Annotated in this window: 12 protein-coding genes and 4 pseudogenes; 10 read left to right on the top strand and 6 right to left on the bottom strand. The window is 71.3% G+C overall.

Going from position 1 to position 14,680, the window contains the following annotated elements; all coding sequences use genetic code 11:
• From AOK18_RS11650 to AOK18_RS11640, 4 genes and pseudogenes are all read left to right on the top strand, one after another.
• Window positions 1-758: SAM-dependent methyltransferase (locus AOK18_RS11650; protein WP_055694288.1), on the top strand; the 758-nt coding region annotated here is incomplete at its 5' end.
• Between the two features lie 227 nt (window positions 759-985).
• Window positions 986-1,252, top strand: coding sequence for a DUF4158 domain-containing protein (locus AOK18_RS11645; protein WP_157865077.1), 267 nt, complete (start codon window positions 986-988; stop codon window positions 1,250-1,252).
• Window positions 1,206-1,460, top strand: a pseudogene (locus AOK18_RS35355) (DUF4158 domain-containing protein); the annotation flags it as partial. The gene AOK18_RS11645 and the pseudogene AOK18_RS35355, both read left to right, overlap by 47 nt.
• A 169-nt stretch (window positions 1,461-1,629) precedes the next feature.
• Complete coding sequence (locus AOK18_RS11640; protein ID WP_338119109.1) at window positions 1,630-2,334, top strand: Tn3 family transposase; 705 nt, start codon at window positions 1,630-1,632, stop codon at window positions 2,332-2,334.
• A 113-nt stretch (window positions 2,335-2,447) separates the two neighbouring features.
• On the opposite strand, the pseudogene AOK18_RS34185 reads toward AOK18_RS11640, so the two are convergent.
• From AOK18_RS34185 to AOK18_RS11630, 3 genes and pseudogenes are all read right to left on the bottom strand, one after another.
• Window positions 2,448-2,920, bottom strand: a pseudogene (locus AOK18_RS34185) (methyltransferase domain-containing protein); the annotation flags it as partial.
• Window positions 2,921-2,957: 37 nt separating this feature from the next.
• Window positions 2,958-5,267 carry an FtsX-like permease family protein gene (locus tag AOK18_RS11635; RefSeq protein ID WP_055694285.1) on the bottom strand — a complete coding sequence of 770 codons (2,310 nt, stop codon included), beginning with the start codon at window positions 5,265-5,267 and terminating at the stop codon, window positions 2,958-2,960.
• Window positions 5,264-5,974 (bottom strand): ABC transporter ATP-binding protein, encoded by a 711-nt coding sequence (locus AOK18_RS11630; RefSeq protein ID WP_055570262.1) that lies wholly within the window; start codon window positions 5,972-5,974, stop codon window positions 5,264-5,266. Before AOK18_RS11630 ends, AOK18_RS11635 begins: the two co-directional genes overlap by 4 nt.
• A gap of 137 nt (window positions 5,975-6,111) precedes the next feature.
• On the opposite strand from AOK18_RS11630, the gene AOK18_RS11625 reads away from it, so the two are divergent.
• The 3 genes from AOK18_RS11625 (at window position 6,112) to AOK18_RS11615 (ending at window position 8,602) form a co-directional block, all read left to right on the top strand.
• Window positions 6,112-6,951: a sensor histidine kinase gene (locus AOK18_RS11625; RefSeq protein ID WP_240503144.1), complete on the top strand. Its 840-nt coding sequence runs from the start codon at window positions 6,112-6,114 to the stop codon at window positions 6,949-6,951.
• The gene (locus AOK18_RS11620) at window positions 6,948-7,667 is read left to right on the top strand and encodes a response regulator (protein WP_055570260.1); all 720 of its coding nucleotides are present in this window, start codon (window positions 6,948-6,950) and stop codon (window positions 7,665-7,667) included. The genes AOK18_RS11625 and AOK18_RS11620 overlap by 4 nt, the downstream gene beginning before the upstream one ends.
• A gap of 206 nt (window positions 7,668-7,873) precedes the next feature.
• Window positions 7,874-8,602 carry a recombinase family protein gene (locus tag AOK18_RS11615; protein ID WP_079104964.1) on the top strand — a complete coding sequence of 243 codons (729 nt, stop codon included), beginning with the start codon at window positions 7,874-7,876 and terminating at the stop codon, window positions 8,600-8,602.
• A gap of 413 nt (window positions 8,603-9,015) precedes the next feature.
• On the opposite strand, the gene AOK18_RS11610 is transcribed toward AOK18_RS11615, so the two are convergent.
• Both AOK18_RS11610 and AOK18_RS11605 read right to left on the bottom strand, forming a co-directional pair.
• Entirely contained in the window at window positions 9,016-9,213 is a 198-nt protein-coding gene (locus AOK18_RS11610) for a hypothetical protein (RefSeq protein ID WP_055694284.1), read from the bottom strand.
• A gap of 276 nt (window positions 9,214-9,489) precedes the next feature.
• Entirely contained in the window at window positions 9,490-10,665 is a 1,176-nt protein-coding gene (locus tag AOK18_RS11605) for an FAD-dependent oxidoreductase (protein WP_055694283.1), read from the bottom strand.
• A gap of 92 nt (window positions 10,666-10,757) precedes the next feature.
• On the opposite strand from AOK18_RS11605, the gene AOK18_RS11600 reads away from it, so the two are divergent.
• Window positions 10,758-11,396, top strand: a complete 639-nt coding sequence (locus AOK18_RS11600; RefSeq protein WP_055694282.1) for a TetR/AcrR family transcriptional regulator — start codon at window positions 10,758-10,760, stop codon at window positions 11,394-11,396.
• 101 nt (window positions 11,397-11,497) lie between these two features.
• Window positions 11,498-11,988, top strand: a pseudogene (locus tag AOK18_RS11595) (transposase); the annotation flags it as partial.
• A 167-nt stretch (window positions 11,989-12,155) separates the two neighbouring features.
• Here AOK18_RS11595 and AOK18_RS11590 read toward each other — a convergent pair.
• A complete protein-coding gene (locus AOK18_RS11590) occupies window positions 12,156-13,652 on the bottom strand; it encodes a glutamate synthase subunit beta (RefSeq protein ID WP_055694280.1) in 1,497 nt (498 codons plus the stop codon).
• A gap of 317 nt (window positions 13,653-13,969) precedes the next feature.
• On the opposite strand from AOK18_RS11590, the pseudogene AOK18_RS11585 reads away from it, so the two are divergent.
• Window positions 13,970-14,578 (top strand): annotated as a pseudogene (locus tag AOK18_RS11585) (nucleoside/nucleotide kinase family protein); the annotation flags it as partial.
• Window positions 14,579-14,680: the final 102 nt, after the last annotated feature.

The raw sequence follows: 14,680 nt of genomic DNA, 5'->3' as shown, positions 1-14,680 counted from the left end.
CCGCGCGGATGTACGACTGGTACCTGGGCGGCAAGGACAACTACCCCGTCGACGAGGCCATGGGCCGCCAGATGCTCGCCCTCGACCCGAGGGTGCCCGTGATGGCACGGGTGAACCGGGCCTTCATGCAGCGCGCCACGCGCTGGCTCGCCGGCCGGGGCATACGGCAGTTCCTCGACATCGGCACCGGCATCCCCACCGAGCCGAACCTCCACCAGGTCGCCCAGGAGATCGCCCCCGACGCGCGCGTCGTCTACTGCGACAACGACCCGATCGTGCTCGCCCACGCGGGCGCGCTGCTGCGCGGCACCGACGAGGGCGTGACCGAGTACCTCCAGGCCGACGTGCGCGACCCGGAGAGCATCCTGGAGGGCGCGCGGAAGGTCCTCGACTTCGACCGGCCCGTCGCCCTCTCCCTCATCGCGCTGCTGCACTTCGTCCCCGACGAGGACGGCGCCCACGAACTGGTCGCCCGGCTGCTCGCCGAACTGCCCTCCGGCAGCCACCTGGTGATCTCCCACGCGACGCCCGACTTCACCCCCGAGGAGTCCAGGGCGGCCACCGAGAAGCTCAAGGCCGCGGGCGTCACCCTGGCCCTGCGCTCCCGCGAGGAGTTCACCCGCTTCTTCGACGGCCTCGAACTGGTCGACCCCGGCGTCCAGGTGCCCCACCTGTGGCACCCCGAACTGGGCGAGCCCGTACCCGGCCAGGACGACGGGGTGATCCCGGGGTACGGGGCGGTGGGACGCAAGGCCTAGAGGTCGTCCCGTTCGGCTCGGCAGGCCGTCGGCCGTGGCGGGGATCGGTGAAGGAGGTCAGCCGGAATACGCCGGAAACAGGCAACAGGCCGGTAAGGGTGCTCCGTCCGGGTGAACGCCGCAGAGGCGGTTCATCGGGGGTCTCCCCAGGTGGCGCGGGGTTCACCGGCCGTAGGGCAGGGAAGACGCGTGCTACGTCTGGGTGACGGGTCGGGATCATGCGGCACATGGCTTCGGTGGAACGTACCGCGTACCCGCGGTTCAAGCGCACGGTCTCCTCTCGCGAATTGCATGAGTCGTTTACCCCGGGGCCGTCCGAGGTGGCGTGGGCACAGGGGAAGGCGCGGTCGGCGGAGCATGTGCCGGCGCTGGTGGTGTTGCTGAAGAGCTACCAGAAGCCGGGCTGTTTCCCGGACTTGGCCGAGGTGCCGGAGCTGGTGGTCGGGCATGTGCGCGGTCTGCTGGGGCTGGGCGAGGGGGGCGCCCACGCATGACTCCGCCCGTACGCTGCGGCATCACCGTACGGTCGTGCGTGAGCGGCTCGGTGTCGTCTCCGACCAGGAGAAGGCCCGCGAGATCGCCGCCGCGGCGATCTACGAGGCCGTGCAGACCAAGGACAACCCGGCGGACCTGATCAACGTGGCGCTGGAAGAGCTGGTCAAGGCCAGGCTGGAGCTGCCCGGCTACACCACGCTGGATGAGACGGCCGCGGCGATCCGGACCAAGGTGAACGAGGACTTCTTCGCGCGGGTCGTATCGCGCATGGACGAGGTGGAGCAGGTCCGGTTGCTCGCGCTGCTACGAGTGGTGGCGGGCTCGCGCAGCAAGTTCGACGAGCTGAAGCGGCCGGCGAAGGCGCCGACGGTCTCCCATTTGCGCGACGCTGCCTGTCTTCGGGCTCGCGCACATGCTCGGTGTTCAGCTGCTGCCGCGCATCCGCAACTGGAAGGACCTGACCTTCTTCCGGGTCAGCCCCACGGTGAAGTACCAGCCCATCGACCCGCTGTTCGGCGATCCGGAGAAGGACGTCATCAACTGGCGGCTGATCGAGAACCATTTCGAAGATCTCATGCGCGTGGTGCTGTCCATCCGCGAGGGGAAGCTCTCCTCGGCCGCGCTGCTGCGACGCCTGGGCAACGAGTCCCGCCGCAACCGCATCTACCAGGCGTACCAAGAGCTCGGCCGCGTGATTCGCACCATCGTGCTCCTGCGGTTCTTGTCGGAGCCGGGGCTGCGGGAGTCGATCCAGGCGATGACGAACAAGGTCGAGGCGTTCCACAGGTTCAGCAACTGGCTGATGTTCGCCTCCGACATCCTCCAGGACAACGACCCCGTACACCAGGAGAAGATCATCAAGTTCAACGAGCTGCTCGCGAACTGCCTCATCTTCCACACTGCCCAGGACATCACGAAGGTGGTCAACGACCTCGTCGACGAGGGCCGGGAGGCCGACCCCGTCGACCTGGCAACCGTCACGCCGTACATCACCAGCAAGATCCGCCGCTTCGGGACTTGGCACCTGGACATGGAGCCGCCCGAGCAGGAGGCCATGGGGCGGCTGAGGACGGCCGCCTGAGCAGGGGCCCGTGCGAGCTGATCGGTGAAACCGCGCAGGTCACCGAGTTGCCAGGCATCCCGGGCGGGGGCCGTCACTCTCCCCGTCCGGGACGCCTGGGTCTGCGGTCCTCTTCAGGGTCTGGGCAGTGATAGGCCGGGCATCTGCGGGTGACGCAGGTGCCGCCCGCCGTCGTAAGCATGCAGCCGGAACGTCGCCGGTCGGCCGGCGGCGTCGTAGGCGCTCAGGATCGTCTTGATGCGGTCCCACAGCTTGAGCGGGCCGCCTTAACGCACATCCCATCCGCTGCCGTGCGGGGTGAGGGTGGCGGCGGAGCCGGTGACGACGTCGACCAGGTGGACCCCACCTCCCCGACTTCTGTCATCTGTGCGTCCGGCACCGCGCACTGGGCGAGGAACCGCAGGTGGAATGCCTCCTCGGTCGGGGCGCTGATCCGCTCCGGGCTGCGCCGGGCCGCCTGCCCCTTCTCAGGGAGGCCGGCGGCCCAGTGGGCTGGGTTGCCGAAGACGGGGGCGGTGTGGTTCCGCGCGGACATGAAGGAGACCGTGCCGCCCAGCAGCTGGCCCTCGGCGGTGCCGTCGGCTGCCTCGGGCCGGTTCCAGATGCTGGTGCTGACGGGTGATCTACTCGGTGTGCAGCACCGAGGCGATGGTCATCCGGGCCGCCGACCGGGCCGGGACCAGGGCGCCGAGGACTGCGATCGCCACACCCGCCATGAGCATCGCGGCCAGCTGCGGCGCGTGCCACACATCCTTCATAGACGCGGGGAAGTCGACCACCCCGACGTTGTCCACGACGAGGCGGTGCGCCACGATCCCGAGCGGGATGCCGAGCAGCCCGCCGACCGCGCCCAGCCCGGCGACCGAGGTCACCGTCATCACCACCACCTGTCGGGGGGTCATCCCGATCGACTTGAGCATGCCCAGGTCCCGGCGCCGCTCACGGATGTTCAGGAGGACGGTGTTGAAGACACCGAGCGACGCGACCAAGGTCAACAGGACCGTGAACACCGTGGAGAAGGTGACGACGGTGGCGGTACCGGCGTTGCCGGAGTCCATCACCGACGCGTGCAGGCCCGGGTCGAGCGCCGCGACCGCCTCGGCATGGGCGCGCGCGTCGGCGCCGGGGGCGAGCCGCACCGTGTACTCGGTGGCGTGGGCGTCCGGTGCGAGTCGGGCGAGGGTCCGCCAGGTGGCCTCCAGGGCCCGGGCGTCGCCCTCGATGAGCCGGCCCACGACGGTCGCGGTGATCTTCCTGCCGTTCAGCTCCAGCGTGACCCGGTCACCAAGCTTCAGGCCGCGCTGGGTCAGGAAGGCCGGCCCGGCCACGATCTCGCCCGCCGCAGACGGCGCCCGGCCCTTGACGATGGTGTGGTCGTACAAGGAATCGTCGCCGCGGTAGAAGTCGGCGAAGACGGGCTGGGTCTGCCCGGCCATGTTCACCTGGGACAGCGCGCGGGCCCGCACCCCCTCCGCACCCGGCAGGGACCGCAGCCGTTTCTCGATCTGCAGGTCACTGAGCCGGGATGGGGTCCGGTCGTTGCCCGACCCCCCGGTCGTCACGTGGATCCTGGCGCCTCCGTCCTCCCGCCCGACATTGCCGTACGCCACCATGGTGCTGGTCAGTCCGGTCGACAGGGTCACCGTGGTGACCCCTAGGACGATGGCCGCCATGGTCAGCAGGGTGCGGCCGGGGCGGGCGAACGGCTGGCCGAGGCCCAGACTGACCGGGCGCGGCAGCCGGGTGGCGCCGAGCATCCGCTGGACGCGCAGCCCGCGCCCGGCCCGCGGCGCGCCGCCCGCGCTGATCGCCCGTGCGGCGGGCAGCCGGTGGGCGCGCAGGGCGGGGACCAGCGCGGCCAGCAGGACGAGGGCGGGCATGCCCACGAGGCAGACCACGGACAGCCACGGGCTGATGTTGCCGACCGAGGCCCGGCCCACGTCGATGCCGGTGAACGCGACCTTCAGGATCGGCCGGGCCAGCGCGTTGCCGGCCAGCGTGCCCAGCACGCAGCCCACCACCGCCGGTACGGAGAGCATCGTCAGGTAGACGGCGACGACCTGGCTCGGGGTGAAGCCCAGGGCCTTGAGCACCCCGATGTGCCGGTACCCGGAGACGACCGCCCCGCTGACCACGTTGCCGACGATCAGGGTGGAGACGAGCAGGCCGAGGATGCCGAAGAGCGTCATGAACGGGAGGTAGGAGTCGGCCAGCGCGGAGAAGGCCTGCTTGAGGGTGAGGTAGGTCTGTGCGCCGGTCAGCGACTCCTTGGGCAGTCCCGTGGTGGCCCGTGCCAGCGAGGCGCTCAGCCGGTCCTCCGTCGAGGAGTCCGTGAAGCGGTAGAGCATCTGGGCGGAGGACGGGTGCAGTGCGGCCATCTGCTCGGGCGTGACCCAGGCGCTTGCCGACTTGCTCATGCTGGTGGCGAATCCGACGACGGTCAGCGTCGTTCCGCCGGAGGTCTCCAGCTTGGTGCCGAGGAGCGCGGTGCCGGGGGAGCCCTGGGCGGACCAGTTGACGACGATCTCGCCGGGTGCGGTGGCCCAGTGGCCCTCAAGCAGCTCGATCCGGTCCACGGGGCCCGCCGGATCGGCCCGGCCCACCACGGTGAGGGTGCCGCCCGCCATCCAGAGCCAGTCCTTGGGGATGTCGACGACGGTCTGCCCGAACGGTCCGGCCGCGGTCTCCACCCCGGGCTGCCGGGCGGTCCGTGCCAGCTGCTCCTGCGAGACCTTCGTGGTGTCGAAGGTCGCCACCGTATGGGCACCGCGCTGTTCGGCGTAGGCCTTGTCGAAGGGGCCCGAGGCGGCGCTCAGCAGCGCCAGGGCGAGCAGGACGGTCGTGGTGGAGCAGAGCACGACGAGTCCGATGACGAAGGTCTGGAGCCGGCGGCGTTTCACGGCCGCGCGCGAGGCTGTCCATACGGCGCTCACGCGGTCGCCTCCAACGTGCTTTCGCGGGCGACCCGGCCGTCGGCGACTTCGATCAGCCGGCTGGCGCAGCGGGTGGCCAGTTGCGGGTCGTGGGTGACGATCAACAGGGTCTGGCCGATCTGGTTGAGGTCGATCAGCAGGTCCATCACCTGCTCGCCCGACCGGCTGTCGAGGGCGCCGGTCGGCTCGTCGGCAAGCAGCAGGGCCGGGCGGTTCATCAAGGCCCGTGCGACGGCGACGCGCTGGCGCTCGCCGCCGCTGAGCGTCGCCGGATAGTTGTTCCGGCGCTCGGCGACACCGAGTTCGTCCAGGAGCTCCAGGGCACGGCGGCGCGCCTGCCGGGCCGGGGTGCCGGTCAGCTGCGCGGCCAGCGCCACGTTGTCCAGGACGGGCAGGTCGTCGATGAGGTTGAAGAACTGGAAGATCATGCCGACGTTCCGCCGCCGGAACAGCGCCAGGCCGGTCTCGTTCAGTTTCCCGAGATCATGACCATGGACCTCGACTGTGCCCGAGGTCGGCCGGTCCAGGCCGGCCACCATGTTGAGCAAGGTGGACTTGCCGCAGCCGGAGGGGCCCATCACGGCGACCGCGTCCCCCGCCGTGATCTCCAGCGACAGGCCGTCCAGGGCCTTCGCGTCGCCGTACTCCTTGTGTACGCCGTCCAGCCGCACCACCACGTGCCGGGCACTGTTGTGATCAGTTGTCATGGCTCGAACCTAGGTCCGGGCCGATGACGGGGCGTCGCCTCCCGGATGTATCCGTCCGGGCAGGTCATCCTAGGGATGTACGGAGCTGCATCCGGGGGCTGATGCGGGGCGCGTCGTGCGGCTGCGAAGATGATCCGGTGTGGGGATCTGGGACGATCTGGCTGGTCATCGCCCTGGCGGCGGCAGTTGGCGCCGCCGGGTGTCTGTGCGTGGCGGTGGTCCGGGCGCGGCGGCTGCACCAGGCGGCCATCGAGGAGCGCGGCTGGCTGCTGGAGCGGGAGCGCGAGAGCGCGACGCGGACCGCGGTCGATGCCGAGCGGGCCAGGATCGCCGCCGAGCTCCACGACATCGTCAGCCACAACGTGAGCCTCATGGTGGTCCAGGCCGGGGCTGCCCGCGAGGTGCTGGCCACGATGCCGGACGAGGCCGCGGCGGCCTTGAGCGCCGTCGAGACCGCCGGGCGGAACACGATGACCGAGCTGCGGCACCTGCTCGGCCTGCTCGCACCCGCGCAGAACGGCGACGACGAGCCCTACGGTATGGACCTGTCACCGCAGCCGAGCTTGAGCCGACTCAGCCCGCTGATCGACCGGATCGCCTTTGCCGGCCTGCCCGTGGAGATGCGGATCTCGGGCGAGCCGCGCCCGCTGCCGACCGGGATCGATGTCACCGCCTACCGGATCATCCAGGAGGCCCTGACCAATGCCCTCAAACACGGGGACGGAGCGAAAGCCGAGGTGACGGTGCGATACGCGGACCACTCCCTGCGAGTCGAGGTGCTGAACAGCGGACCGAGCATCCTGTCGGGCAGCCAGCCCGCGCGGAGAGAGCCGGTCCCGGGCCAGGCGGACGGAACGGGACGCGGGCTGCTCGGCCTGCGGGAGCGGGTCGCCCTCTACGGTGGCGACCTGGACGCCCGCCGCCGCCTCGGCGGCGGCTACCGCGTCCGCGCCCGGATCCCGCTGGACCGGCCATGACGACACACACCGAATCCGCCCCTCGCGTCGTGATCGCCGACGACCAGGAACTGGTCCGCACCGGCTTTCGCCTGATCCTGACCGCCCGCGGCATCGATGTGGTGGGCGAAGCCGGCGACGGAGCCGAGGCCGTGGCCGCCGTGCGGAGGCTGCGGCCCGACGTCGTCCTGATGGACATCCGCATGCCCACCATGGACGGCCTGGAAGCCGCCCGCCGCGTACTCACGCAGTCCCCGGACTGCCGGGTGATCATGCTGACCACCTTCGACCTCGACCACTACGTCTACGCCGCCCTCGCCGCCGGAGCCAGCGGATTCCTGCTCAAGGACGTCACCCCCGCACATCTGGCCGCCGCCGTACGCCTGGTCGACACCGGTGACGCCCTGCTCGCGCCCTCGATCACCCGCCGCCTGGTAGAGCGCTTCGCCCCCAGCGCCCCCAGAACCGGTTCGGGTCTCGCAACCCCGGCCGTCCACCGAGACCTGGCCGCGCTGACGCCGCGCGAGCGCGAGGTGCTGACGCTCATGGGGCGGGGTCTTTCCAATTCCGAACTGGCGCGGGAGCTGACGCTCAGTGAGGCGACTGTGAAGACCCACGTGGCCCGGATCTTCGCCAAGCTGACCCTGCGCGACCGGGCCCAGGCCGTCGTCCTCGCCTACGAGACAGGACTCGTCTCACCGGGCGAGTCCGCTGACACCGCCAACCCCTGCCGATAGCCGGCAATCTGGAGATCAAGCATGAATCAGCCAGAGTCTGCAGTGTGGTGTCACATGAGGTGACACCTCGGCTCGGCGCTCTGTTCGGAAACGGTCGTCTGCGGAACATGATCGTTAACGGGCGACGCGCCGCCGGGATCATGTTCTAAAACTCGTGTCCGGAAACTACGTACCGCCAACGGGGGTTTGCGGCGCACTTCTTGCCCATGAGTGACGCATACAAGATCGGATACGGACGGGTGTCCATGCTCGACCAGAACCCCGACTCGCAAGCCGACAAGCTGACCGCGGCCGGCTGCACCGACGGACACATCTACGTCGACAGGGCCACCGGCAAGCACGCCGACCGGTCCGAGCTCCGCACCGCGCTCAAGGTGCCCCGCAAGGGCGACGAATTCACCATCACCAAACTCGACCGGCTCGGCCGCCCCATCCGCGACCTGTACGAGATCGCCGACTCGCTCGCCGAGCGCGAGGTCCGGTTCACGATCATCGACACCGGAATGACGGTGAACTTCAACGACCCCTTCGGCAAGATGTTCTTCGGGCAACTGGCCCTGTTCGCCGAGTTCGAGCGCGACCTGATCGCCATGCGCACCAACGAGGGCCTGGCCGCCGCCCGCGCCCGCGGGCGCACCGGCGGGCGCAAGTCCAAGCTCACCCCGACCGCCATCGGGCAAGCGCGGCTGATGTATGAAGCAAAAGACGCTAAGGGCAAGCGGCTGCACACCGTCGCCGAGATCGCCTCCGCCTTCAACGTCACCCGCGGCACCATCTACCGCGCCCTGGAAAGGACCGAACAGGCCCCGATCCCCGCACAGCTGCCGCCGCTGCCCGACGACTCCACGTTCACCGACCTCGGCCCGGCCACCCATCTCCAGGGCCTGGCCGACCTGCTCAGCGCAGGCGCCAAGGCGGATCAAGAAGAGAACTGACCGCCGTCACGCCTGTTGCCTGTTTCTGCCGTACTCCGGCTGGCCTCCGTGAACGGCCGGTGCCGGACGAGCCGTGGAGCTGTTCCAGCAGGTGGTGCGGACGAACCGTGGGAGCTGTTCCAGCGGGTCGTGCCGGAGGCGCCGTCGCGACCCCAGGGTGGCGGCCGGCGCCGGCCCGGTGACCGGGAGGTGCCGGCCGCGACGACCGGTCGCGGTGCGCGATCGACTCGGTGACCGTGCGGGCCCTGATCCGAGGTCCACGTCGAGCCGCCGTTGGAACACCCTCCCGGACGCCGAGGAGGCGCCGGGCGGCCCCCTCACCCCGTGGTTGGTCCGGTCACCGAGGCGGCGCCTGCTGACGAGGCGATGCCGTTGCAGCGCCGGTGACCACGGGGCCGGTGCTCGGACGCCGGTCACGGTGCCGAACGCCTCTGCTCCAGCAACCAGGTACCCCCTGTCACCACCCCCGTCACCGATAAGCCTATGATCAGCGACTTCCTGAGCTCCTCCACCTTGCTGCCGTCGTCCGCGATGATCACCGACAGCGACGCGATGACGGCCGTGATCACCAGCCCGATGGCCAGGTTCTTCCTCACCCGCGATTTCAGCAACTGCTTCTCCTTCTCGATGGGTGGGGCACCGCATCGTCCTCGATGCGGCGCCCCACCGGGTCGTCACCCGTTCGGGTCGGTCGATGGCCGGTCGGTACGGTCCTGCGCCGTGTCCGTTACGGACGTGGCACGCCACCACCGAACGGGCGTGAAGATCCGCCCCCCACTCGTACGCTCGGCATGCACCGGCGCTCCCTGCGAATGAGGCCCTGCCGACCCCCGCCGTCGGCAACCCGCGTCCCTCTTCACGGGCGAGGCGCCGGGCCTGCGGGCCGTCTAGCGCGTGGCGGACCGTGATCCGCCCGCGGCGGACAGGGAAGGCGGCTCGTAGTCGTACAGGTATCCCTGCGCCCGTTCGAAGAACGGGAGGAGTACGCGCATCTTCGCCGCGTTGACCTGCCGCTTCACGGCACCGGGCCGCTTGCTCTCACGGGCGTTGTGCCCGTGCTTGAGCAGCTTGTCGATGCGCGGGCGACGTGCCGCGTCGTAGGCCTCGAGCGCCGCTGGGACGGTCGGGGTGCTGCTCAGCGCCGCCGCGAGTTCCAGAGCGTCCTCGACGCACATCGAGGCGCCGTGCCCGACGCCGACGGGGTGGGCGGCGTCGCCGACCAGGACCATGCGCTCACTGTGCCACGTCCGGACCGGATCGCAGACGTTCAGGTAGCCGGACGCGACTATCGATGTCGCGGCCCCGACGACGGCCCTCGGCATCGCCTCCGGAAACAGCTCGGTGACGCGCCGCAGCCATTGCGCGTCGTCGATGCCTCGCAGGTCGGGCTTGACCGGATCCCCGATCTGAGCCGTCCACCACTGGGTCTCTTCGTCGATGCTGGTGTACACGAAGGCACCGTTGCGCGCGTAGGCGAGGTTCCAGACGCCGGGCTCGAGACCCGTCATGGTGGCGATCCCGGCGACCCCGTAGAGCCCCGCGTACTCCGCGCGCGGCGCGGACGGGTCGATCAGCCCGCGCACGGTCGACCAGACGCCGTCGGCGCCCACGAGCAGCTCCGCGGTGTCGCGCCGGCCGGAGTCGAATTCGGCCACCACGCCGTCCGCCGACTCCGTCCCGCCCACCAGGCGTTCGCCGGTGACGATCTGCGCGCCCGCGTCGAGCGCCGCGCGCCGCAGGATCGCCACGAGCCGTCCGCGCTGGAGCGAGATGCTGCGCATCGGGTCGGCTTCGCGCCGAAGGCGTGGCACGTCGCCCAGGAGGTGGCCGCCCTCCGTGTAGAACCGCATCCGTTCGACGGGGTATCCGGCCGCCTGCACGTCGCGCAGGCAGCCCAGCTTCTCCAGCGCGCGCAGGCCGTTGACCGCCAGGCTGAAGTGGGCGCCGACGTCCTCGGGCGGGACATCGTACGCCTCGTAGACGGTCACGTCGTGACCGATCCGCTGCAGTGCAAGGGCGATGGCAGGCCCGGCTATCCCGCCACCGATCACGATCGTTCGCACAACGCCTCCCTGAATTGAGTTTCACTGAATGTTGATTCGGTGAAAGTCTGTTCCGATACGCTGGCATCTGTCAACAGCCGAGGGAGGACGACATGCCGCAGGCGAGCACCGCCAGTCGAAAAGTCCGGGCGGCCCAGACGCGCGCCGCGCTGCTGGACGCGGCACGGAGGCTGTTCAGCGATCGCGGCTACCTCAATACGAAGATCACCGACATCACCGCCGCGGCCGGACGCTCGACCGGCTCGTTCTACGAACACTTCGCCGGCAAGGACGAGCTGCTCCAGGCGCTCCTCGCCGAGATGGAGGATGCGATCGACGAGCGCATGGTCGGCCTGGAGCACCCCCGCGACCACGACCTGACCGACCGCGACCAGCTGCGCGACCACCTCGATGTCGCGTGGACGGTGATGCGGCAGAACCGCCCGGTCACGCTCGCGCTGTTTCAGGCGATGGTGGCCGACGACCCCGGCACGGGCCGGGCCTGGCGCGACCTGCGCGAGCAGACGGAAACCATTCGGGAGCATCTGGAGTACCTGGTCGAGCGCGGACACCAGCTGCCCGGCGACCCCGAGTTCATCGCGGTGGCGATGGGCGCGATGCTCGTCACCCTCAACTACGCCGTGCTCACGCCCCCCGGCGGCGAAGACGACCGGCGCGTCATCGACACCCTCACGGATCTGCTGCTGCACGGGCTGGCCGGACCGGCGTCACATCCGGCGGATGAAGCTTGAGAAGTCGTCTTGTTCGGCTCGGCAGACCGTCGGCCGTGGCGGGGGTCGGTGACCGGCCGGTGCCGGACGAGCCGTGGGAGCTGTTCCAGCGCGTGGTACCGATCGACTCGGTGACCACGAGGGCCCCGAAGAAGGGGACCTGACGGGTCCGCACCCTGTCGACCGGGACACGTACGGCTCGAAGATCCACCCGATCACCGGGCGGACCGGTCCGCCCCTGTCCGCCGGAATCTCCGGCGCCGGCGTCCACGACGGCCAGGCCCTGATCCCACTCGTCGGGGGCATCCCGCCGCTCCGCTCCCGCCGCGGCCCCCGCCGGCGCAAGCCGGGCAAGCTCCACACCGGTCGGGGCTACGACTACGCCCACCTGCGGAAACGGCCATCTCGGCGCGGCATCACCCACCGCATCACCCGCAAGGGCATCGGGACCTCGCAGCGCCTCGGACGCCACCGCTGGACGAGCGAACGCACCATGGCCCGGCCCGCCGGCTGCCGCCGACTCCACCGCCGCCACGAGCGCGGGGCCGGGCACTTCCTCGCCTTCACCGGCCTCCCCTGCACCCCCATCCGCTACCGCCACCTCACCGGATGAGATGGCTTCTCGGGTCCCGGGCGTCCCGGCCGCGGGCCCCCCACATGTGCGTTCCGGCCGTGCGGACCCGGCCGTACGCGTCCCGCCTGTGTGGGGCCCGCCCACGTGGGTCTCGCCCATGTGGGTCCCGGCCGCGTGCCCCGGCCGTGTGGTCCCGGTCGTGTGCGTCACGCCGTCATCGGGCGGTCGTACGGGCCGACGGGGGCCGGGAGGCAGGTGGTGCCGCCGGACAGGTAGCGGTCGACGGCCGCCGCCACCGCCCGGCCCTCGGCGATCGCCCACACGATCAGCGACTGCCCGCGGGCGGCGTCCCCGGCCGCGAACACGCCCGGCACGTTCGTGGCGAAACCGGCGTCGCGCGCGATCGTGCCGCGCGGCTCCAGCTCCAGACCCAGCCCGGCGACGAGCCCGTCCTGACGGTCGGGCCCGGAGAAGCCGAGCGCGAGGAGGACGAGACCGGCGGGCAGGACCCGCTCGGTGCCCGGCCGGACGCGGCGCTCCGCGTCCACCCCGGCCAGGTGCAGGGCCCGGACCCGCCCCTCCGCGTCACCGGTGAGGCGCAGGGTGGACGCCGCGAACAGCCGCGCGTCGCAGTCCCGGGCCGCCTCCGGTGCCGTCCGCAGCACACCGGCCTCCTCGTGCGCGGGGGACAGCCGGTACAGCTTCGGGTACGTCGGCCAGGGCTCGGCCTCCTCGTCGCGCTCGGCGCCCGGCCGGTCGTAGATGTCCAGCTGCGTCACCGACGCGGCCCCCTCCCGCACGGCCGTGCCCAGGCAGTCGGCGCCCGTGTCACCGCCCCCGATGATGACGACGTCCCGGCCCGCCGCGGACAGCGGGGACGCCTCCAGGTCCCCCTCGCACACCCGGTTGGCCAGCGGAAGGTACTCCATGGCCTGGTGGACGCCCGTCAGCTCCCGCCCGGGAACGTCCAGTTCGCGCCACGCGGTCGCCCCGGTGGAGACCACCACCGCGTCGTAACGCGCCCGTAGCGCGGCGGCGTCGACGTCACGCCCGACCGCCGTGGACGTACGGAACTTCGTCCCCTCGGCCCGCATCTGCCCGATGCGCCGCTCCAGATGGCGCTTCTCCATCTTGAACGCGGGGATGCCGTACCGCATCAGCCCGCCGATCCGGTCGTCCCGCTCGTACACGGCGACCGTGTGCCCCGCCCGGGTCAGCTGCTGGGCCGCGGCCAGCCCGGTGGGACCCGAGCCGATCACGGCGACCGTCCGGCCGGAGAGCCGCTCCGGCGGGGACGGCCCGGCGAAACCCTCCTCCCAGGCCCGGTCGGCTATGGCGCACTCGACGTTCTTGATGGTCACCGCGGGCTGGTTGATGGCGAGCACGCACCCCGCCTCGCAGGGCGCCGGACACAGCCTGCCGGTGAACTCGGGGAAGTTGTTGGTCGCGTGCAGCCGCTCCGCCGCGGCCCGCCAGTCCTCGCGCGCGACCAGGTCGTTCCACTCGGGGATCAGGTTCCCCAGCGGACAGGCCTCATGGCAGAACGGGACGCCGCAGTCCATGCAGCGGTCGGCCTGCGCACCGACGAGGGGCAGCAGCGCGCCGGGGACGCAGACCTCGTCCCAGTCCCGGACCCGTTCCCCCACGGGCCTGCGCGGCCACTCCCGGCGCGGCGTGGTCAGGAACCCCTTGGGATCGGCCATGGCCGTCTTCCTCGTGTTCTTCCCCGCGTTCTCATCCGCGGTCTTCCCTGCGTCCTGCGTACGCGAGGGACGGGCCGTCCACGGCCGGACGCCACTCCTCGGGGGCCCGGGGCCCACGCCCCCGGCATCCGCTGTCGCTTCGGACCGGTCGCTCCCACCGGCCCCGGCGGTCTCCGGCGGTCCGCCGGTCTTCACCGCTCTTCGCCGGTCTCCGCTGCTGTCCGGCGTTCTCCGGCGTTCTCCGGCCACGATACGACTGCCTACGCCCGCCCGCAGGCCCGCCGACGGCACCCTCCGCGCCGTCGCATCATGGCGGTGTGCGATTCGAAGCGATCACCTGGGACCGGCTCGGCGACCTCCTCGCCGAGCGTGTGACGACGCTGAAGACGGCCGACGACGGCCCCTGGCCGCGCGTCGCCTTCGACGGCGCCCCCGCGGCCCGCCCCGAGGACCTCGCCGAACGGGTCGCCGGGGCCCTGCGCGTCCGCGGGCGACCCTCCCTCGTCGTAGGCACGGAGGGCTTCCTGCGCCCCGCGTCGCTCCGGCTGGAACACGGCCGCCAGGACGTCGAGGCGTACTACGACGGCTGGTACGACACCGGCGCCCTCTGGCGCGAGGTGTTCGGCCCCCTCGACCCGGACGGGAACGGACGGGTCCTGCCCGACCTGTGGGACCCCGCCACCGACCGGGCCACCCGCAGCCCCCACGTCCCGCTCCCGCCCGGCGGGGTCCTGCTGCTGCACGGCCCGCTCCTCCTGCGGCACTGGTTCCCCTTCGACCTGAGCGTCCACGTCTCGCTCTCCCCGGGCGCCCTGCGCCGCCACACCCCCGAGTCCGGGCACTGGACCCTGCCCGCCTTCGAACGCTACGAACGGGAGGCCGACCCCGCCGGCACCGCCGACGTCCTGGCGGCCGTGTTCCAGCCGGAGCGACGCGGGGCGCAGGAAGCCCTCCGTGCCTACGACGAGGGAGGGTCGCCCGCGGACGCGCAGGCCCCCGGCGACCCGTTCGGCGAGGTCCTCGGGGCG

The sequence above is a fragment of the Streptomyces prasinopilosus genome, assembly GCF_001419695.1.
GTDB classification, from domain to species: Bacteria; Actinomycetota; Actinomycetes; order Streptomycetales; family Streptomycetaceae; genus Streptomyces; species Streptomyces prasinopilosus.
Note: the sequence above shows the minus strand (reverse complement) of the source record. Positions and strands in the feature narration are given on the sequence as shown.